Source organism: candidate division TA06 bacterium (assembly GCA_004376575.1).
Taxonomy (GTDB): Bacteria; Hydrothermota; DG-26; order E44-bin18; family E44-bin18; genus E44-bin18.
Map to the genome: position 1 here is coordinate 25,361 of SOJN01000087.1, position 20,420 is coordinate 45,780.

The window sequence follows — 20,420 nt, forward strand, 5'->3', positions numbered from 1 at the left end:
TCGCAATTTCCGGAGGTGGGGTGGGCAGGGTTTCCCTGGCTGGAAACACGGGCGCGGCAACCGCGCCCCTACAAAACCAAATCACTACTCCGCAATTTCGAAGGTTCGGTGAGGGGAAGATGGCAATTTCGAGGGTCACGAGAAGGGGCTTGGGCGGAATTTCGAAGGCTGGGGGAACAGGTGCGGGGAATTTCGCAATTTCCGGAGGCGGGATGGGCCGGGCATGGTAATGGGTTGACACTCGCGAACGGGGCTGGTATTCTTTTGCTCCGTGTAACTGTTCGGAGGTGATCATGAAAGTATCATTGCTTAAGGACTCAATTGCTGACGTAAGCGAGGACTGCATCGCGGTTTCGGTTTTCCAGGATGAAAAAACACTTTCGGGAGCGGCTGCCAAAGTTGACGGATCGCTTGGAGGCACCATTGCGAGTCTGATCAAACAGGGCGAAATCAAAGGAAAGCTGGGTGAGACTACTGTAGTTCATACCATGGGAAAATTGCTCTCGGATAGGGTGATTGTTGTTGGTCTGGGAGAGAGGAGCAAGTTCAATGTAGAAGCAGCAAGATTTGCCGCAGGAAGTCTGGTGAGCAAGGCTAGAGCTCTTGGTGTAAAAGGTGTGGCCTCTGCGCTTCTTGGAGTGGGTGTGAAAGGAGTAACAGCCGAACTGTGTGCCCAAGCGATGACAGAAGGAGCAATTCTGGGCGCTTACAGTTTTGACAAATACAAGAAACCAGAAGAAACTGCGATTGAATCGTTCAGTCTCGTGGAAGATAGAAAGGCAGCGGTCTCACAGGTTGAAAAGGGTCTGAAAAAAGGGGAAATACTGGCTCACGCCCAGAATCTGGCAAGAGACCTGGCCAATGAGCCGAGCAACAATATGACACCGACAATACTGGCAGAGAGGGCCAAGGAAATCGCGAAGAAGTTCGGCATGAAAATAGACATTCTCAGCGAGAAAGACGCGGAAAAGGAAGGCATGGGAGCATTCCTTGGGGTCGCCCGTGGCACAGACGAGCCAGCAAAGTTCATAGTCATGAGATACAGGCCGTCTGATAAGAACGTCCTGGCGCTGGTGGGGAAAGGCATAACTTTTGACTCTGGCGGAATATCCATAAAGAGTTCCCAGGGCATGGGTGCTATGAAGGCAGATATGTCCGGTGCAGCGGCAGTTCTGGGAGCAATGCGGGCAATTGCACAGCTCAAGCCAAAGATTGGGGTGATCGGAGTGATGCCCGCGACTGAGAACATGCCCAGTGGACACGCACTGAAGCCGGGCGATGTTGTAAAGTCGCTGAGCGGAAAGACCATAGAAATAATAAGCACAGATGCGGAGGGGAGGCTGGCGCTTGCTGATGCCATATCCTATGCAAAGAAACTTGGGGCAAAGAGGATAGTTGATATTGCAACCCTTACTGGCGCGTGCTTTGTTGCCCTGGGAGAAATAACGAGTGGACTCATTTCTAACGACGATCGTCTTGCAGATCTTCTTTTGGATGTCTCAGAAAAGACCGGCGAGAAGATGTGGAGGCTTCCCACCTTTGATGAGTACGACGAACAGATAAAGAGCGATATCGCGGACATGAAAAACTCCGGCGGCCGGGCTGCCGGAACAATCACTGCGGGGATGTTCTTGAAGAGGTTCGTCGGAGATACATCCTGGGCACACATTGATATAGCGGGCAAGGAGTATTCAGAAAAGGCGAAGGGCTACCAGCAGAAAGGTACAACTGGCGTAGGCGCAAGATCGCTGGCTGAACTGGCTCTGAGGCTTTCCAGAAGATGAACTACTTTGCAGTAATAACCACTTGCGGCAGTGAGGATGAGGCTCTCAGGATCGCCAATCACCTGCTCAATGAAAAGTTGATAGCATGTGCCAACTGGTGGCAGGTCAACTCTGCCTACTGGTGGGAAGGCAACTGTGAGCGGGCAGAAGAGTATATGGTTTTCATGAAAACTGTGAAAAAGAACCTGAAGGCTGTTGAATCTGCCGTCGTCACCATGCACAGCTACGAGAACCCAGAAGTGATCCAGATTCCCATTAGCGGCGGCTCGGAGAAGTACTTGGACTGGGTGAAGGAAAGCGTCAAATGAACCACTGCCCTATTAGATTTTGCGGGGACGGATTACTTTTGCATGTCGATTGCTGTGCTTTGTCAGGAGGAAGAGAATAATGTCAGCCGGCAGAGTGGTGGGCATAGTCGTAGCGGGTATACTCCTGCTATTTGGGGTACTGTGGCTGCTGGCCGCGACTTCAAGCTCCGCTGAGAACGCATCGCCAGGCGGGAGATTCGTCGTAGGAATCATTCTATTGGTTATGGGTGGTCTACTCCTGTTCGCTGCTGTGAAAAAGCCAGCCAAAATAGAAGAAGAAAAGGAACTGACGATAGTGCAAAAAATAGAGCTCCCGGGTGATTTGAGACTGGAAGAGATGAAGTGTTCTTCCTGCGGCGCGAAACTGGACAAGGATTCGATCACCGTCAAAGCAGGGGCCGTGATGGTGTCTTGCGGGTACTGTGGTTCTCAATACAAAGTGGAAGAGGAGCCAAAATGGTGAATTGGAGTAGCACCATGAAGATCAGAAACGCGGTGGTCGTACTTATGCTCCTGGGAACGGCTGTGGCCTTATTCCCAAATGGGGCCTCAGCGGATTATGATTTCTCTGTAAGGAAGAATCATGTTGACGTTTACATAGAACGTTCAGGCACGATAGGCATTTACTACGAATTGACATTCTTTTGTAGCCCTTCTGGAAAAGCTATCGACATAGTAGACATAGGAGTTCCGAACAAACACTATATCCTTTCTTCTGCTGCAGCGGACCTGGATGGCGTGAAACTCAAGAAGATACGGCGATCAGAATACGTGCACCCGGGCATTGAGATTCATCTTGGTGGAAAGAAAATTACTCCAGGAACTTCTGGTACTCTCCACTTCTATGTCGAATGCAAGCGCGTCCTCTACCAGGATACCGAGGATAAGACCTACACATCCTTTCGTTTTTCGCCCACATGGTTCAGCCCGAAGTTTGCCAGAGGAAAAACAGACCTTCAGGTCTCCTTCCATTTTCCAGCGGGAGTCACACCTGACGAGACAAAGTGGCATCAAAAAGAGTTCGATGCACATTCATTAGATGATGAAAAAAGGATAGTCTTCACGTGGATAAACGCTTCTGCCTCACCCTCAAAACAGTATACCTATGGAATCTCCTTCCCGAAAAAGTATGTTGAACCCGGAGCAATCGTGACAAAGAAAGCTGTCAGGCGGAGAAGTGTGTTCAAAACGATTGAAAACATCTTTCCGCTTCTTTTCGGGTTTTTTATGGTGTTCTTTGTTGCGATGATAGGGGTAGTCGCTTCACTAACTCAGAAACGAAGGCTGATGAAGTACATGCCCCCGTCGCTTGCTATTGAGGGTGTCGGGATAAAGAGAGGTCTGACCGCTGTTGAAGCCGCGATACTTCTGGAAAAGCCCCTTGACAGGGTATGCACCATGATCCTTTTTGGGCTGCTGAAGAAGGATGCCCTAAGAGTAGTCAAGGCCAAACCTCTGAGATTGGAGGTTCTGGAAAAAAATAAGGAGAAGCTCCGAGAGTATGAATCATTGTTCCTGGTTGCCGTGGACAAAAAGGGTAGGGTTCCTGAGACAAAACTGAGAAAGGTGATTACCAGCCTCATCAAGGGGACCAATGAAAAGATGAAGGGCTTTTCCAGACGTGACACCAGAGAATACTATCGATCCATTGTGAATAAGGCATGGGAGCAGGTTGCTTCCAGCGAGACAGAGGAGGTTGCGTCAGAAGTCCTGGACAGAGAAATGGAATGGTTGATTGCGGATGAGAGATACGAGCAGAGGATGAAAGAGGCACTGGGGGATAGGGTGGTCATCGTCCCTGTGTGGTATCCAGGATACAGAACTGGTGCTGCTGCTGGAGCTCCGGGTCCGGGAATCTCCGTTCCTTCATTGCCCGGTTCAGAATTTGCCAATTCGGTCGTTCGGTCTGTTGAGGGTTTTGCTCATGGGCTCGTTAGCAAGGTTGAGTCCTTTACCGGAGGCATAACGAAAGTGACAAACCCTCCTCCCGCAAAGTCAGGGTCTTCCTGGTCATCCGGGGGGTCCGGGTGCGCTTGTGCATGTGCGTGCGCTGGGTGTGCCTGCGCGTGTGCAGGAGGTGGACGGTGAGCTTCAGTCGACAGAACAACCCGAAATCTGTTCTTCTTTCAAGGAGGAGAAGTTGCCACTGAAAGTGAAGAAGTGGTTTGAACGACCAAAGCCCTTGTCAAAGGGGATGTATCATCTGAGGGCTGAAGGTGAGTTTGGCGGCTACAGGCTTCATCTGAGAATAGAAAATGATGGGAGAGGTATTCTGCTTGTCGATGCGTCAAAGGTTCTCCATCTGAATCAGACCGCGGCTGAGCTTGCCATGCACATCATAGAAGCAACTCCTGTAGAAGATATGATTTCCCAGATGAGGAAGAGGTACAAGGTCGATGCTGAGGCGCTCCGCAAGGATTACGAAAAGATGAAACAGACCATATCTGACCTTGCAAGGACAGATGATGTTTGCCCTATCACGTATCTTGATGTGGAAAGGATAGAGCCCTTTAACACGCCTGTCAGTGCCCCCTATAGAATGGATTTGGCGCTCACATACAAGTGTGAAAACGATTGCAAGCACTGCTATGTGGCCAGGGACAAGAACATGCCCTCTCTTTCTGTGGAAGATTGGAAAAGGGTGCTCAAGAGGTTGTGGGATGTGGGAATACCTCACGTCTGCTTCACCGGTGGCGAGGCTACGCTTTTCGCTGGTCTATTGGATTTGGTTGACTATGCTGAAGAACTGGGAATGGTGACTGGCCTTCTCACCAATGGAAGAAGCCTGGGCCAGCTCGATTTCGTGAAAAACCTTGAACAGGCAGGTCTTGATCACATCCAGATTACGCTCGAATCCCACGATAAGAAGATCCACGACACTATTGTGGGATGTCCGGGCTGGAGGCAGACGGTAAATGGGATAAAGAACGCAATCAGCACACAGGTTTATACAATCACCAACACGACCATAACCAGATTGAATGAACCGGCAATAGAAAGGACGATCAAGTTCATCCGAGATCTGGGCGTAAAGACCTTCGCGGCAAACGGCTTGATATTCACAGGCAAGGGAGAGTATTCTGGATTGGGATTCACTGAAAAGGAACTTGTCCCGATCGTGACCAGGATAAGGGATACTGCGAGAAAACTCGGCATGAGGTTCATATGGTACACTCCAACTCAGTACAAGAATTTCGATCCCGTAGCTCTCGACCTAGGCCCCAAGGCCTGTACTGCGGCCAAATACAACATGTGCATCGAACCTGACGGTAGCGTGATACCGTGTCAGAGTTGGTATGAGCCGATTGGAAATATTTTGACTGACAGTTGGGACAATATATGGAACTCGGAGCTGGCCACTAAGATTAGGAACAAAGAGATGATAATGGATGAGTGCAAAACCTGTGAAGATCTTCCCATATGCGGAGGCGGCTGCCCTCTCTACAATAGCGCGAACGAGTACCTTTGCACGGAATCCAAGTCTGCAGGATGAAAGGCGAGACAGAGATAAGAGCTCGGTACGCTGATACCGACCAGATGGGTGTCGTCTATTATTCGAAGTACCTCGAGTACTTCGAAGTTGGGAGGACGGAACTTCTTCGGGGGCTCGGGCTTCCATATACAGAGCTCGAGTCTAAAGGGATTCACCTTCCAGTTGTTGAATGCACATGCTGCTATAAGCGTCCGGCGCGGTATGATGATGTGCTCACCATCGTCACCACTATTGGAAACGTGGGGAGAGCTTCTATACGCATGGATTACGAGATCTACAGGAAAGGAGACTCAAAGCTGCTTGCATCAGGGTTTACAAGACATGCTTCAGTCAACTCCGATGGCAAGCCCGTGTCAATGCCTGAGGCAATGAGGGCAAAGCTCAAACAGGAGTAGCTAAGGTTTACGGTACTCTTGTGCAAAGTCTGGCTAGATAGAAAGGAGGTTGATGATGAGAGGTTGTCAAACGAGGGCTGCAGGACTCCTTTTGGGAGTTCTTTTGACCATCGCGCTTGTCTTTGCTGTGGGGTGTTCGAAATCCCAGGAGATGTCCGCAAAATCGGAGGGTTTGAGCATGGCAAAGTCTGAGGAGCCGGCGGCAAAACCAGTTGCCACCGACACATCTGCCCGGAAGTTAGACGCGCACGATGTGGTGGCTGTGATTAACATGGCCAAGGGTGGAGAGATAGTGTTTGAGTTCTATCCTGATGACGCGCCCAAGACAGTGGATAACTTCATCACGCTGACTAACAAAGGGTTCTACAACGGGCTCACATTTCACAGGGTAGTGGCTGGATTTGTCGTGCAGGGAGGAGACCCGGCCGGAAATGGGTCCGGTGATGCCGGGTATAACCTACCCGCAGAGTTCAACAAGCAGAAGCACGTCACAGGAACGGTGGCAATGGCGAGAAGCTCGGACCCAAACTCGGCCTCCTGCCAGTTCTACATCTGCCTGGCACCCCAGCCTAGCCTTGATGGCAAGTACACGGTGTTCGGGCAGACGATAAAGGGGATGGATATTGTGAAAGGCATCAAGATAGGGGACGTTATGAAAACCGTCCGCATCCTCCCCAAATCCGAATACAAGAAATAACTAGAAGCTGTCAGCCCGGGGTCAGACCTTACCCTCCGACGGAGTTTATGCTTGGCGAAGCCAAGTGCGAAGGATCTTCGACACTTTGAATAGTAGGGGCGTATTGTGTGCGCCCCTGCTGCTTGGTCCCCAACCTAACTCCAGATTGCCGCGTCCGCCTTCGCTTGGCTCCCCTCGGTTTCGTCCTTGCATGAACTCTGGACTTCGCTCCCTTCGGCGCCGCCTCAGGACCAATTCTCTCTAAGCTTCGACTCCGTCTCAGCAAGAGAGACTAAGCAGGATAAACTCCGAGTCTACCTTTGGCACACGGGAAACACGCGAACAGCAGATTCTTCGACCTTTCAGGCCTCAGAGAAACAAAACGAGGGAGATGTCCCCGCGCAGGATTCAAGTTTCAAGGTTTGACCCCGGATACTTGGAGGTTTATAATATGGGGCTCTGGAAGAGGAGGCCTTTGTGAAGACCGACATTGAGATTGCGCAGAAAGCGAAGATGCTTCCAATCAATGATATCGGAAGCATGATTGGTCTTAAGCGCGAAGACCTGATGTGCTGTGGTGATTTCAAGGCGAAGATTGAACTCGACGCTCTGGCCCGGTTCAGCGAAAAGCCGGATGCGCCTCTTGTGCTTGTCACTTCGATAAATCCAACGAGAGCAGGGGAAGGTAAGACTACGACCTCAGTGGGCCTTGCGCAGGCGTTGAACAAACTGGGCAAGAAAGCGATTGTGACATTGAGGGAACCTTCTCTCGGCCCAGTCTTTGGCATCAAAGGTGGTGCGGCTGGAGGAGGATACAGCCAGGTTCTCCCAATGGAGGACATCAACCTCCACTTCACAGGAGACATGCATGCAATCACCTCTGCTCACAACCTTCTTGCCGCGCTTCTCGATAACAAGATCCACAGGAGAAATCCACTGGGAATAGATGTGAATGCGGTGCCTTACCACCGTGTCATGGACATGAACGACAGAGCTCTGCGCAATATCGTTGTGGGCCTTGGCGGAAGACCTACAGGTGTGCCTAGAGAAGATGCATTCGACATAACCGCTGCAAGCGAAATAATGGCGATACTCGCCCTGTCGAAAGACCATGCTGATTTGAAGAAGAGGATTTCCAGGATTGTTGTGGCGTATGATCTGGACCGAAATCCTGTGACTGCGGAGGACCTGGGTGCCCAGGGGGCGATGTGCGCCCTACTTCGGGATGCTCTGAAGCCGAATCTTGTGCAAACTATCGAGAAGACTCCCGCCATAATCCACGCCGGTCCTTTTGGGAATATCGCGCACGGCGCAAATTCGATCATCGCCACAAAGGGGGCATTGAAGCTGGGTGACATTGTGGTGACAGAGGCCGGCTTTGGCGCAGACCTTGGCGCGGAAAAGTTTCTGAACATAGTATCCAGAGTTGGAGATTTCTACCCTCATGTCGCGGTTCTCGTTGTCACTATCAGGGCATTGAAGAGGCACGGGGGAGTCAGCAGGAGCCGTCTCAAAAGGAAGGATCTGCGGGCGCTGAACGATGGGATGCCCAACGTGGAGAAGCATGCCGAGAACCTGACCAGCTTTGGACTGCCGCCTATTGTCGCTGTCAACGTTTTCCCATCAGATTCAAAGGAAGAAATTGATTTTGTGAAGGAGCACTGCAAGGATGTGGGGCTTTCGGTCGCGGCGAGCGAAGTCTTTGAAAAAGGTGGAAAAGGAGGGATTGAGCTGGCAGAGATGGTTCTTGATGGGTGCAAGAAGAAAGCGCCCATACCGAGGCCACTCTACGCGAGAGAGGCGCCCTTGAAAGAGAAAATCGAGCTCATCGCGAAGAAGATCTATGGTGCCGATGGCGTAGACTACGAAGGGAAGAGCAGCAGACAGATCAGGAAATATGAGGACATGGGGTTCTGTCAATCATTCATCTGCATGGCAAAGACGCAGTATTCCCTCTCCCACGACCCGGACCTGTTGGGCAGGCCTGCTGGATGGCGTCTTGTGATCAGAGAGGTGAGGCTCAGCGCCGGCGCGGATTTCGTCATTCCTGTAACCGGAAACATTATGACCATGCCCGGGCTGCCAAGAGTTCCTGCGGCAGAAGGTGTCGATATTGATGAGTCTGGACGGATTGTCGGTCTTTCGTGATGGGAATTTTGCGCTCGATTTCGGGTATATCTTATTGTGAGGCCGCCTGATGGGACCTTACGAAAAAGCCAGCGACGATGAACTGATAAGGCTGGCAAAAAGTGGCGAATCAAAAGCGTTCGACGCGCTCGTAACCAGGTATCACAGGAAGGTGTATGGCCTTGCACTGAGCATGATGAGGGACCATGACGCGGCCGATGATATATGTCAGGAGACGTTTATTAGAGCGTACAAAGCTTTTGGGAGGTTCAGAGAAGGTGCCAACTTCTTTACATGGATATACAGGATTGCGGTCAACCTTTCTCTTAACGCGATAAGAAACAAGAAGAGGCTTGTTCCAATGGATGATGTACCCGAGACAGTAGGTTCAGTCGCTCCCGTGCAGGAAGATTGTGCTGAGCGGAAAGAGCTTCTGGATAAAGTTAACGAAAAACTTGAACAAATGCATCCTAAGTATCGAACAGCCTTAGTATTACGTGTCAACGAAGGGCTATCGTACGCTGAGATTTCGGCTGTTCTTGGAATACCAAAAGGGACTGTCATGTCGAGGATAAGCAGGGCAAGAGAGATGCTCAGGTCTCTTGTAGAAGAATGAGTGGAGGTGACAGCAATTGGATCACTCACAGGTAAGAAAACTCCTTTCAGCCTACATGGATGGCGAGCTGGACCTTTCGTCAACTGAGATGTTACGGGAGCACATCAACCAATGTGAGGCATGTACCAGATATCTTGAGAGCTTCCACGCGCTCGACAAATCTGTGCGTTCTGCAAAGCCAGAAATGCCTGCAGAGGGTTATTTTGAGTTTTTTCCTCAAAAACTGAGAGCGAGAATCCGCTCCGAGGGGAAAGCTCCAGTGCGGATCGGCAGGCTTGAGGTCAGATTAGCAAGAATCCGTATTGGCACGACTGCCATCGTCGTTCTTATGGCCTTTGGTATCGGGTTTCTCTATGGGCAGAGGGAAATCATAGTACCCATGCCAAAACTGACACCCATACCGGTTGTGTCTGAGCTCGCTCCTGAGGCCCCCTTGCTTGAAGCGGCCGATGAGGTCACCTCGACAGCAAAACTGACCTCGAGGGCAGAAGAGAAAGTGGCAAATGGGAGTTCAATTGCTGGGGCATTAGAGAAGGAAGAACGCGGAGCAGAACCGCCGGCCGCTGGGCTGGTCGGTGTTCGGGCAAAGAGGTTCGAATCCGTGGCGAAGGACCGGGCCGTTGAGGCTCCCGCCGAGACCCCGGTACGTGCGTACAGGCCGGATGGATTGAGACTTTCACGGAAGGCTGACAAAAAGGGCAGCCCAGAATTGACACCAGCCACAAGGTATGCTCAGGCGAACGTTGCCCAACTTGATGGCGATTATTCTTCTGCCATGGATGACTATGCCCGTGTGCTGAAGGATAGCCCCGGCACGGACCTTGCTTCCGCTGCTCAATACCAGATGAATATGATAACCGCCGGCCCGGATACCACCGCAAGTATCGAAACTCTAGAAATGGCGGCAAGCATCTGGAAGGATTACATCAGTCAGTATCCCGAGAGCCGCCTCATCCGCCCTGCCTGCGGCCTGTATACAGAGAACCTCTATCTGATTGCCAGAAGAACGAAGTCCAGGTCTGATGCGACCAAGGCTTTATCTGCAATCAAAGAATGCTCAGGACTCATCAAAGAAAAGATGCCATCGGATTTCAAGGAGAGGTCAGAAGAGCTGAAATCCTACCTTAAGGGTTAGCGTTGAACCCTTTGACCACAGATTATCACAGATTTCCACAAGATTTCTCATTTCTTGTTTTGTCATAAGATGAATGTTTTTCTGTGTTAATCTCGTGTAATCTCGTGGTTTCAAGTGGTGTACATTGGGGCCAAGTGCGAAGTATGGGAATAAGTACCTCCTCCCGTGTGTATAAGGACTGAATGTCAAAAAAGGAGGTTTCAAATGTTATCGAAAAAGCTCAGCCCATGTTTGGTTCTTTTTGCGGTTCTTCTGGCTTGCAGTGCCTATGCTGACGGAATAATTATACCTGTTAGGCCGATTAGCAAGCGGATTCCGCCACCGTTATCGATAAAATACCACCACGTCGACGTTACAATAAACAATCAGGTGGCCCGCACGGAAGTCGACCAGGTGTTCAAGAACAACTTCGGCAGCGAACTGGAAGGGATATACATATTTCCAATTCCTCCCGGGGCCGCCATAAATGATTTCTCCATGTACGTTGGGGGCGAGAAGATTGACGCTCGCCTTCTGGACAAAGAGAGCGCACTCAGGGTATATGAAGATATAGTCAGAAGGCAGAAAGACCCTGCGCTCTTAGAGTATGCAGGCAGGGATATGTTCAAGGCCAGGGTCTATCCCATTCCCGCCTACGGCGAGAAGAGAGTGGGGCTCGTGTATACTGAACTGATAAGAAAAGACACCAACCTCTGTTCGTATCGATATTCGCTGAACACAGAGAAATTCTCAGCCGACCCCCTTAACGACGTGAGGGTCAAGGTTACGATCACCTCCAGAGTTCCCATACTGAGCATCTATTCACCGACACACCAGATACAGATTGAGAGGTCAGGCCCGACTAAGGCAGTGGTCACCTACATAGAAAAGAATGTGAAGCCTGATAAGGACTTCGTAATCTACTATAGACTGTCAAAGGAGCAGATGGGTGTCAGCCTGTTAAGCTATAAGGAGTGGAGAGGGGACGGTTATTTTCTCCTTCTTGTTTCGCCGAACGACTGGTCCATTGACCAGAAGGTCTTGCCCAAGGATGTCGTTTTTGTGTTTGACAGGTCAGGCAGCATGAGCGGCAAAAAGATTGAACAGGCCAGATCGTCACTCGCGTTTTGCCTGAGCTCCCTCAATGAGAAGGATAGATTTGCTCTCATAACATTCAATGACGTCGTGAAGGAGTTTTCTACAACCCTTCTTCGAGCCTCCAGAAAGAATGTGGAAAACGCCAAAGAGTTTGTCAAAGGGTTGAGCGCGAGCGGGGGAACCGACATTCACGGCGCGCTCGTGTCTGGGCTCGACATGCTTGAGTCCGGGTCAAGACCCAAGATGCTTCTGTTTCTCACCGATGGACTTCCCACGGTTGGGATTACGGACGTGAACGAGATTGTGAGAAGAGTCGCTGAACGTAACTCCAAAGGCGCGAGAGCCTTCACGTTTGGTGTTGGGTATGACGTTAACACAAGACTGCTGGACAGGCTGGCGAACGAAAGCAAAGGTTCTTCCGAATACGTGAGACCCAACGAAGACATAGAAGTCAAAGTCTCTTCGCTCTACTCAAAGATCATGAATCCGGTCTTGACCGACATCGAAATCCATTATGGCTCAGCGGGTGTTTCAGATGTGTACCCGCGCAAGATTCCAGATCTGTTCAAGGGGAGCCAGCTTGTTCTGACAGGCCGTTACAGGAACTCGGGCAATGCGAGAATTGTGCTGGAAGGAAAAATGGAAGGGAAGACAAAGAGGTTTTCATATACCCTTGCGTTTGAACGAAAGGACAAGGAAAACGACTTCATTCCTCTATTGTGGGCGTCGCGCAGGATCGGGCACCTCATCGAGGAGATAAAAGCACATGGAAAGAGCCAAGAACTCGTTGAAGAGATTGTCAGGTTGAGCAAGAGGTTCGGAATCCTCACCGAATACACGTCCTTTCTTGTGGACAAAGATGTGACTGTGGCGCTTCCCTCGCTGCGCGAAGAGGCTGAGAGAAAGCTCGAGGCTGCCGATGAAGCAGTTGGTGGTTGGGCTGTAAACCAGTCTGTCAACGCAAAGAGAATGAAGAAGTCCGCTCAGGTTCCTGCTAACACTTACTATGATGACCGGGGAGTGGAGCGGAAATTCGAGAATGTGGTTCAGGTTGGCAATAGAGCTTTCTTCAACCAGAATGGGAAGTGGGTTGAAACAACTGGTGACTCGAAGATGCCTGTAGTCAAAGTAAAAAGGTTCAGCAAGGCTTACTTCCAACTGCTAAGGAACGACCCTTCCGTTGGATCTTATCTTTCTCTCGGTCAAAATGTGCAGTTCAACATAGGCAATCAACAGATTCAAATCGCAGACAGCGGCAAAGAAGAGTTCAGCCAATCAGAGCTGACGGAGCTGTTTGACTAAGTTTGTTCGGCTGGCCAAGACAGTTGTTTGTAGGGGCGGTTCGTGAACCGCCCCGCCTTACTAACACTCGCCGCGACAAAACCTCCTGTCATTGCGATTCAAAAAGGCCCGGCTTTTCCAGAGAAAAGACGAGGTATTTTTGATCCTTCGTCGGCACAGCCGACGGAGGAGTAGCAGGGCGACCCCATGTATCTCGCTTCGCGAGAAACGGGGCGAAGAAGCAATCTAAATGTGATATGAAATGCACAAAAGGTGATAGGATCTCTACTACGACCTGTGAGATTGCTTCGCGACCTTTGGCCGCTCGCAATGACACCCTCCCTTGTCATTGCGATGAGGGTGAGCGACCCTTCGACAAGCTCCCGGTGTATCTCACTCCGCGAGAAACGGGGGCAGGCGAAGCAGTCCACCTATAACGAAGGACACCCCCCTTCTGTCATTGCGATGAGCCCGTTAGGGCGAAGAAGCAATCTAAATGTGATATGAAATGCACAAAAGGTGATAGGATCTCTACTACGACCTGTGAGATTGCCTAGGCTCGTTTCGATTGTCCTCCGCCGGCTTGTGCCGACGAAGGACCAAAAATGCCTCGTCTTTTCTCTCGAAAAGCCCGACCTTTTTGGTTCCCTGCGTTCAGTTTTCGGATCGTAGGTCCGTCTATCTTGAGACAAGGATTTACTTCTTGGGACTTGGTGCGAGGCAAGCCCCTCATGATTCGAAATTGGTAATTCGCAGTTTGTAATTGGTAATTCCGTGGAGAGGAGAAGGTGTGCGGGGAATTTGATTGACAGGGCAAGTCAGGAAGGCTAAGATTCACCAGTGAGAGAAAGGAGGGAAGATGGCGGAACGGGAACCCGGCAGGAAACAGAAGGAAGATAGGAGAAAAGGTCAAAGGAGGAGGTATCTGTCCGAGGAGGAATTCCGCAAGCTCTTGAAAGAGGGGAAGATCACTCCGGATGACAGGCGGGCCTGGGAGGAGAGAAGAAAACAGGAGAAAAAGGACTAGGCGTGGGAGAGATAGAAGAGAGTGCAAGGACGCTGGGCAGGATGCTGAAGGAGTCACCGGAATACAAGAAATTTGGAAAGGCATCCGATTCCCTGGAGAATGATGAGGAACTGAAGTCGCTCATCAACTCGGTGGCTGAAAAAGAAAGGTCGTTGAACAAGAAGATGGAGAAGGCGATACCGGTTGAGGTGGAAGAGAAGAGGAACCTGAAGGAGTTAAAGGACAAAGCCCAGGCCAACGCTGTCTACGCTGAATTTCTCGAGGCCGAGAAGGCGTACTTTGCGCTCATGAAAAGGGTGAACGACGCAATGAATGAAGCGCTGAAAGATGAGAGTGCGCCCAGTGAGAGTTCTTAGTTTTCTCGAGTTTACCATTTGTCTCTAAATCGATACTCTGATCCAGCAAGATCTCCGAAAATACATAGATGTGAGAAATAGTGTCTGCGGCACCAGGCTCGGTGTCAAGTTCGGCTCTATGATGTTTGACCATCCCAGGCAAATCTTGGTGAGATGAGGAGCTCAGCACAGAGGTTTCGAATCACATGAAAAGGCTTGTCAGTCCCAAGCACATCGCGGCAGTCACGGCTGCTCTGGCTCTGCTCATGCTGCTGGGGGCATACTTCGAGACGAGGCGCACCTCCAGAAACATACTCGAGGTGATGGAAGCAGATGGAGCAGCCCTGGTAGAAAGTCTGATTATGAGTAGCCAGAACAGCCTGAAAGCTGAGACTGCTATCCTGGGTTTTGTGGCCGACAAACTGCTTGACGATTGCCGTGTGGTTGATAGGTATGCTGACAGAGGCAGAATGACACTTTTTGACATAGCCGTAGCCAGAGGTCTCGCCTATGTGGACATTTATGACGGGGGAGGGAATCTGATAGCTTCCAGTGGAGAGCATGAAAATGTTCTCTCTGTTGACAGCACCACTGTTCCCAGAGGTAAGGAGGTCTTTCTGGGGGAGAGGGGCGGGGAGTACGCATTCGCCATGGCCAGAAGGCATGGCCAGGGAATCATTGTCTGTGCCGTCGATGCCTCCTACATTGAGTACTTCAAGAAAGACATCAGTATTGGCAGTCTGATAGACAGCCTCAGTGAGAAAGAAGGGCTGGTTTACCTGTTGTTGCAGGACCCGGGACAGGGGATCATTTTTGCCTCAAAGAACATCGACAGGATGAAAAAGATTGAGCGCGATCCCTTTCTAAAAGAGGCGCTTTTGTCAACCACGGCAACAAGCAGGCAATACGACTTTCAAGGAGTCAAAGTTCTGGAGGTCGTGAAGCCTTTCTTCTTTGAAGAAAAACCCTACGGCATATTCAGGGCTGGACTTTCGCTCGACGGCTACAATGCTGTGATGAGAGGTTCGCGGCGGCAGACAATTGTTGTGAGTGGTGTTCTGTTCCTGATTGGCATTGTCGTTTTCACACTCCTCGCATTGAATCAGACTTTTGAGGTGGTCAACAAATCCTACACTGAAATAAGGTCCTTTACCACAGCGGTTCTTGAGAGTATGGAAACCGGGGTGGTTGCAGTTGACAGCCAGGGAAGAGTGACGGTGCTGAATCGGGCAGCTCACCAGATACTGAAAGTGAACTCGTCTGTCCTGCTCAGACCCTACGATGAGGTTTTTCCTGATGATCCTCTCCGGCTTAAGGAATTGCTGTCAGGAAAAGAGACTGGAGGTGAGTTCGAGACTGAAATCCTTGGCTCAACAGTTTCAATAAGCATTTCGCCACTGTATGATAGCGAAGAAAAAGTATCAGGCGGAACGGCACTATTGAGAGACGTTACCGCAATAAGGAAAATGGAACAGGAGATGAAGCAGAGTGAACGGCTTTCTTTGCTGGGGGACACTGCAGCATCAGTCGCCCACGAGGTGAGGAACCCCTTGAATGCGATATCCATGGCTGCGCAGCGCCTGGAAGAAGAATATGCTGTAAAGGAAGGGATGGAGAGTGCAAAGAACTTCTCCCGAATACTCAGACAGGAGGTGAAAAGGCTGGACGGGATTGTCAGTCAGTTCCTGAGTCTGGCGAGACCTTCGGAATTGAACCTCCAGAGATCCGATTTAAACAGACTGGTTACCGAGACCGTGGCCCTGGCAGAAGGGGAGGCCGGCCCTCTTTCTGTGGAGATAAACGCCTTGCTCGGAGACATACCTGAATTGATGCTTGACCCTGACGAGTTGAAGAAAGCTGTGATAAACATACTGAGGAACGGCATGGAAGCTGCAGGTAAGGGAGGATCTGTGAGCCTATCCACAAGAGTTGATGGTGACATGGTGGCCCTGCGGATAGAAGACACGGGCAAGGGGATGAGTAAGGAAAAGATGAGAAAGGTTTTTCAACCGTATTTCACCACAAAAGAGCGCGGTACTGGCCTTGGCCTTTCCATAGCCCAGAGGGTGGTAGCAGACCACGGAGGTAGAATTGATGTCGACTCCACTCCGGGCAAAGGCACGGTCTTCACCATATGGCTGAATGTCCCGCCCTTTGAGGGAAGCGTGTAGAGGAGGATAAATTGTCTGGCCCGCGTGTGCTCATAGTAGATGATGAGAAAGTGCAGAGAGACCTTCTTCAGGGTTTTCTTGAAAAAGAAGGGTATGATGTCACCTCAGCAGCATCAGGCGAGGAGGCTGTGGAACTCGCTTCCTCTCAGGGGTTTGAGATTGCCCTGATTGATTTGAAGATGCCAGGGATGGATGGAGTGGCCACTCTCAGAAGCCTGCGTGAAAAGAACCCGGAACTTGCGGGAATCATCATGACGGCATTTGCGAGCGTGGATACAGCAGTCTCAGCGATGAAACAAGGGGCACATGAGTACCTGACCAAGCCGATTGATCTGGCTGAGTTGAAGATAGTTCTTGGGAGGACTGTGGAGAAACAGAGATTGATTGTCGAGAACATCTACCTGAAACAGGAGCTGGAAGCGAGAGTCGGTTTCGAAAAAGTGATTGCAGAGTCGAACGGAATGAAGGAGGTGCTCAGTACAGTTGCCAGGGTTGCCAGGTCGAAGGCTACTGTGCTCCTGACCGGCGAGAGCGGAACGGGCAAAGAGGTGGTAGCAAGAGCAATACACTATGCGAGCGACAGGAATAAAGAAAGATTTGTGCCTGTCGCATGCGCTGCGCTGCCCGAAACCCTTCTTGAGGCGGAACTCTTTGGGGCAGAAAAAGGTGCATACACGGGCCTGGACCGTATGAGACGTGGAAGATTTGAACTGGCTGATGGTGGAACTCTTTTCCTGGATGAGATAGGAGACATCCCGCCTACTATTCAGGCGAAATTGCTGAGGGTTCTTCAGGAACACGAGATCATGAGATTGGGAAGTGACAAGACCCTCAAGGTGGATGTGAGAGTGGTGGCAGCCACAAACAGGCCGCTCAAGGAGAAAATATCCGAAGGGGAGTTCAGAGAGGACCTCTACTACAGGCTCAATGTAGTTTCTATTGAGATTCCGCCGCTGCGCGACAGGCGTGAAGACATCATGTCGCTTGCCGACCACTTTATCAAACACTTTGCATCCGAGTCGGGCAAGGAGATAAAGGGGTTTGCGCGAAGTGCCAAGGATTCCCTTTTGATGTATGACTGGCCCGGCAACGTGAGAGAGTTGGAGAACGCGATCGAAAGAGCGGTTGTCCTATCCAGGGGAGACACGATTGAGAATTTGGATCTCCCTTTTCCTGTGGCAAAGGCCGTGAAGACAGACGATCTATCCATGGAGGCCGTCGAAAAGGAGCATCTGGAACGAGTCCTGTGTAAGGTCGGGTGGAACATTGGCAAGGCGGCCGAGATTCTCAAGATTCACAGGAATACCCTGGCAGCAAAACTGAAGAAGTATGGATTAACAAAGGACAGGAGGAAGATGGATAGTTGAGAGAGAGGGCTGGGCATAAGCCCTCACCGTGCAAGGTATTAGGATTAGGAGATAAGAAGTTACTTGAGCCCTACCTCAGGGCTATTGCAGCCCTTGGATACAGTCCCTCCACAGATTCTGACGCAGATATCATAGTTGCCATTGATCCTTCTGACAATGATCTCAGAAGGCTCAGAAAGGACCCGTCAACAAGATTTGTACCAGTCATCGCGGTGATGGAACAGGTAGGAACATGGCCGGATGGAGCAGACCTGGTAATCAAATCTCCAGCATCTCCGCAATTTGTAGCAGCCCAATTACAAGCCCTCAGAAAGAGAATACTGATTGAAAGGTCAGTTTCACCACTGACAGGACTGCCGGGTGCTTCCAGCACAGAGATGGAGATAGAGTCGAGGTTCGATTCAGGGGCTGTATTCTATGTGTCGTACATTGACATAAACAACTTCAAACCATTCAATGATGCCTATGGCTTTGAGAAGGGAGATCTGGTCATAAAAGCCCTTTCGTCTGCCATCGTAGATGGTCTTTCCAGGTTTGATACTGAGGATTCCTTTTCTGGGCATATAGGTGGCGATGACTTCGTTGTGGTGAGCGGCCGCGAGCCGGGCTCTGTCATGAGGTGGCTGGCGTTGGAATTTGACCGGTTGGTTCGAGGGTTCTATACAGAGATCGACCGGTCGAGAGGCGGCATCGTCTCCTTTGACAGAGAAGGGAGGAGGAAGAAATTCCCGCTCATGTCCATTTCTATTGCCTCTTTACGCTGTGGCAAAGAGGCGAGCACCAGCAGGGAAATGTCTCAGCAACTGACAAGCTTGAAGAGGAAGGCGAAGTACGAGGCGACGTGCACAGAGGGTTCTGTGTTCCTTAGTTCCGAAGGGAGTGACAAGGGGACCGATACGGAGATCTTATTGGGTAGCCTGATTGTGAATGACTCAATTCCCACATCCTACAGAAGAGCAGTCATAGAAGCTGCAGGCGAACTCCACCTAGGCGAAACTGTTGATTGCCTGAAACTGATGCTCAGACAGTCTCCGGATGAGAAGTTGAGGAAATCAGCAGCATACTCGCTTGGAAGAATAGCGGACAGAGAAAGTACTGGTGAACTCATGGCGGCGTTAAGTGATACTTCAGCCCATGTGAGAATGAGAGCTGCTGAGGCCCTAGGCGAAATGGGGGATGGGAGTGCGCTTGAACCTCTGTTAAGAGCGGGATCGGATGTTTCAAGGCATGTGAGATGCGCGGCTCTGACATCTATCGGACGCCTGGGGATTCACTCGGCCATGCCTCATCTGGCAGAAGCGACCCGGGATCGCTCAGTAGACGTGAGGATATCTGCGGTCAAGGCTCTGGGTGCATTGGGAGGTTCTGCTGCTTATCCAGAGCTGGTTCGCTGCCTGAAAGAGGGGCCGAGTCCTGTGACCAAAGCGGCGGCGGAGGCTCTCGGCTACATTCCAGATGTCAGGTGCGTGGATGTTTTGTGTCAGGTGCTGGAGAGCCATGATTTAGACTGTGTGTGGCGAGCAGCATACTCCATCTATCTTATTGGCAAGAGTGGCCTTGTTCAGGTGGACAAGAGTCACGTTGCTGACCTGCTCCTGAACCATTTGGGTAGCAAGAACGGATATGTGCTTAGGACCTGCGCCATGGCTCTGGGAGCCATTGGACACCTGGAGGCTGTGGGGCCTGTGGTTGGGCTCTTGCGTGATCCCAGAGACTATGTCAGGTCTGCCGCAGCTGTTGCCCTGGGAAAGATTGGTGACAAAAGGGCTCTGGGGCCGCTCCGTCTTGCGATGAAAGATGGAAGGGCGACCGTGAAGCGCAATGCCGCCTGGGCTCTGGGAGAGCTGGGAGTTCCTGAAGCTCTGGAGACGCTCCGGGTCTTGCTGAAGGATAGATTTGAGAGTGTGAGAGAGATGGCTGCGATGTCGATATGCAAACTTGTGGAAAAACATTCAAGTCAAAATGAAAAACATTAGGGAGATGAAGCATGGCAAAAGGATTGTCATTGACCTGTGAGATTGCTTAGGCTCGTTTCGATTGTCCTCCGCCGGCTTGTGCCGACGAAGGACCAAAAATGTCTCGTCTTTTCTCTTGAAAAGCCGGACCTTTTTGGCTCGCAATGACAGATTTGCTTTTTGACATACATTTTGAGATCAAGCATATGAAAGAAGGTTGTCATTGCGATGAGCCCGTTAGGGCGACCCCGTGTATCTCGCTTCGCGAGAAACGGGGCAGGCGAAGCAATCTAAATGTGATATGAAATGCACAAACAGTATTCTGTCTACATAATGACGAACAAGCATCACACCGTGTTTTATACGGGAATAACTAGCGACCTGAAGAAAAGAGTATGGGAGCACAAACAGGGATTGGTAAAGGGTTTTACGAGGAAATACAACATCATCAAATTGGTCTACAACGAGGTTTTTGGAAATGTGCTTGATGCCATTACAAGAGAAAAGCGGATTAAGGGCGGTTCGAGGAAGAGGAAAATCGCCTTGATTGAAAGCGTGAACAAGGAGTGGCGGGATCTGTACTATGACCTGTGAGATTGCTTCGCGACCTTTGGTCGCTCGCAATGACGCCCTCCCTTGTCATTGCGAGGAGGGAACCGACGAAGCAATCCAC

The 20,420-nt window shown here is 50.7% G+C and carries 16 protein-coding genes; all 16 read left to right on the top strand.

What is annotated here, in order from left to right; genetic code table 11:
• The first annotated feature begins 293 nt into the window (after positions 1 to 293).
• The 16 genes from E3J62_07785 to E3J62_07860 all read left to right on the top strand — a co-directional run bounded on the left by E3J62_07785 (position 294) and on the right by E3J62_07860 (position 20,341).
• Positions 294 to 1,784: a leucyl aminopeptidase gene (locus E3J62_07785; GenBank protein TET45311.1), complete on the top strand. Its 1,491-nt coding sequence runs from the start codon at positions 294 to 296 to the stop codon at positions 1,782 to 1,784.
• The gene (locus tag E3J62_07790; protein TET45312.1) at positions 1,781 to 2,092 is read left to right on the top strand and encodes a divalent-cation tolerance protein CutA; all 312 of its coding nucleotides are present in this window, start codon (positions 1,781 to 1,783) and stop codon (positions 2,090 to 2,092) included. The genes E3J62_07785 and E3J62_07790 overlap by 4 nt, the downstream gene beginning before the upstream one ends.
• Before the next feature lie 79 nt (positions 2,093 to 2,171).
• Entirely contained in the window at positions 2,172 to 2,555 is a 384-nt protein-coding gene (locus E3J62_07795; GenBank protein TET45313.1) for a hypothetical protein, read from the top strand.
• A gap of 14 nt (positions 2,556 to 2,569) precedes the next feature.
• Positions 2,570 to 4,180 (top strand): hypothetical protein, encoded by a 1,611-nt coding sequence (locus E3J62_07800; GenBank protein TET45314.1) that lies wholly within the window; start codon positions 2,570 to 2,572, stop codon positions 4,178 to 4,180.
• Positions 4,181 to 4,232: 52 nt separating this feature from the next.
• Positions 4,233 to 5,585, top strand: coding sequence for a radical SAM protein (locus E3J62_07805; protein TET45315.1), 1,353 nt, complete (start codon positions 4,233 to 4,235; stop codon positions 5,583 to 5,585).
• On the top strand, positions 5,582 to 5,980 hold the full coding sequence (locus E3J62_07810; GenBank protein ID TET45316.1) for an acyl-CoA thioesterase: 399 nt from the start codon (positions 5,582 to 5,584) through the stop codon (positions 5,978 to 5,980). Before E3J62_07805 ends, E3J62_07810 begins: the two co-directional genes overlap by 4 nt.
• A gap of 151 nt (positions 5,981 to 6,131) precedes the next feature.
• Positions 6,132 to 6,677 (top strand): peptidylprolyl isomerase, encoded by a 546-nt coding sequence (locus E3J62_07815; protein TET45326.1) that lies wholly within the window; start codon positions 6,132 to 6,134, stop codon positions 6,675 to 6,677.
• A gap of 456 nt (positions 6,678 to 7,133) precedes the next feature.
• Positions 7,134 to 8,804, top strand: a complete 1,671-nt coding sequence (locus tag E3J62_07820; protein ID TET45317.1) for a formate--tetrahydrofolate ligase — start codon at positions 7,134 to 7,136, stop codon at positions 8,802 to 8,804.
• Positions 8,805 to 8,853: 49 nt separating this feature from the next.
• On the top strand, positions 8,854 to 9,399 hold the full coding sequence (locus E3J62_07825) for a sigma-70 family RNA polymerase sigma factor (GenBank protein ID TET45318.1): 546 nt from the start codon (positions 8,854 to 8,856) through the stop codon (positions 9,397 to 9,399).
• A 16-nt stretch (positions 9,400 to 9,415) separates the two neighbouring features.
• Positions 9,416 to 10,534, top strand: a complete 1,119-nt coding sequence (locus tag E3J62_07830; protein TET45319.1) for a hypothetical protein — start codon at positions 9,416 to 9,418, stop codon at positions 10,532 to 10,534.
• Positions 10,535 to 10,738: 204 nt separating this feature from the next.
• Positions 10,739 to 12,913 carry a VWA domain-containing protein gene (locus E3J62_07835; GenBank protein TET45320.1) on the top strand — a complete coding sequence of 725 codons (2,175 nt, stop codon included), beginning with the start codon at positions 10,739 to 10,741 and terminating at the stop codon, positions 12,911 to 12,913.
• 1,008 nt (positions 12,914 to 13,921) lie between these two features.
• On the top strand, positions 13,922 to 14,275 hold the full coding sequence (locus E3J62_07840; GenBank protein TET45321.1) for a YlbF family regulator: 354 nt from the start codon (positions 13,922 to 13,924) through the stop codon (positions 14,273 to 14,275).
• A gap of 185 nt (positions 14,276 to 14,460) precedes the next feature.
• A complete protein-coding gene (locus E3J62_07845; protein TET45322.1) occupies positions 14,461 to 16,425 on the top strand; it encodes a PAS domain-containing protein in 1,965 nt (654 codons plus the stop codon).
• A gap of 11 nt (positions 16,426 to 16,436) precedes the next feature.
• Positions 16,437 to 17,792, top strand: coding sequence for a sigma-54-dependent Fis family transcriptional regulator (locus E3J62_07850; GenBank protein TET45323.1), 1,356 nt, complete (start codon positions 16,437 to 16,439; stop codon positions 17,790 to 17,792).
• Positions 17,789 to 19,768: a diguanylate cyclase gene (locus E3J62_07855; protein TET45324.1), complete on the top strand. Its 1,980-nt coding sequence runs from the start codon at positions 17,789 to 17,791 to the stop codon at positions 19,766 to 19,768. The genes E3J62_07850 and E3J62_07855 overlap by 4 nt, the downstream gene beginning before the upstream one ends.
• 285 nt (positions 19,769 to 20,053) lie before the next feature.
• Positions 20,054 to 20,341: a GIY-YIG nuclease family protein gene (locus E3J62_07860; protein TET45325.1), complete on the top strand. Its 288-nt coding sequence runs from the start codon at positions 20,054 to 20,056 to the stop codon at positions 20,339 to 20,341.
• Positions 20,342 to 20,420 lie beyond the last annotated feature (79 nt).

Coding starts and splice junctions, on each gene's coding strand:
- E3J62_07785 (TET45311.1), top strand. CDS start 294: ATGAAAGTATCATTGCTTAAGGACTCAATTGCTGACGTAAGCGAGGAC.
- E3J62_07790 (TET45312.1), top strand. CDS start 1,781: ATGAACTACTTTGCAGTAATAACCACTTGCGGCAGTGAGGATGAGGCT.
- E3J62_07795 (TET45313.1), top strand. CDS start 2,172: ATGTCAGCCGGCAGAGTGGTGGGCATAGTCGTAGCGGGTATACTCCTG.
- E3J62_07800 (TET45314.1), top strand. CDS start 2,570: ATGAAGATCAGAAACGCGGTGGTCGTACTTATGCTCCTGGGAACGGCT.
- E3J62_07810 (TET45316.1), top strand. CDS start 5,582: ATGAAAGGCGAGACAGAGATAAGAGCTCGGTACGCTGATACCGACCAG.
- E3J62_07815 (TET45326.1), top strand. CDS start 6,132: ATGTCCGCAAAATCGGAGGGTTTGAGCATGGCAAAGTCTGAGGAGCCG.
- E3J62_07825 (TET45318.1), top strand. CDS start 8,854: ATGGGACCTTACGAAAAAGCCAGCGACGATGAACTGATAAGGCTGGCA.
- E3J62_07835 (TET45320.1), top strand. CDS start 10,739: ATGTTATCGAAAAAGCTCAGCCCATGTTTGGTTCTTTTTGCGGTTCTT.
- E3J62_07845 (TET45322.1), top strand. CDS start 14,461: ATGAAAAGGCTTGTCAGTCCCAAGCACATCGCGGCAGTCACGGCTGCT.
- E3J62_07860 (TET45325.1), top strand. CDS start 20,054: ATGCACAAACAGTATTCTGTCTACATAATGACGAACAAGCATCACACC.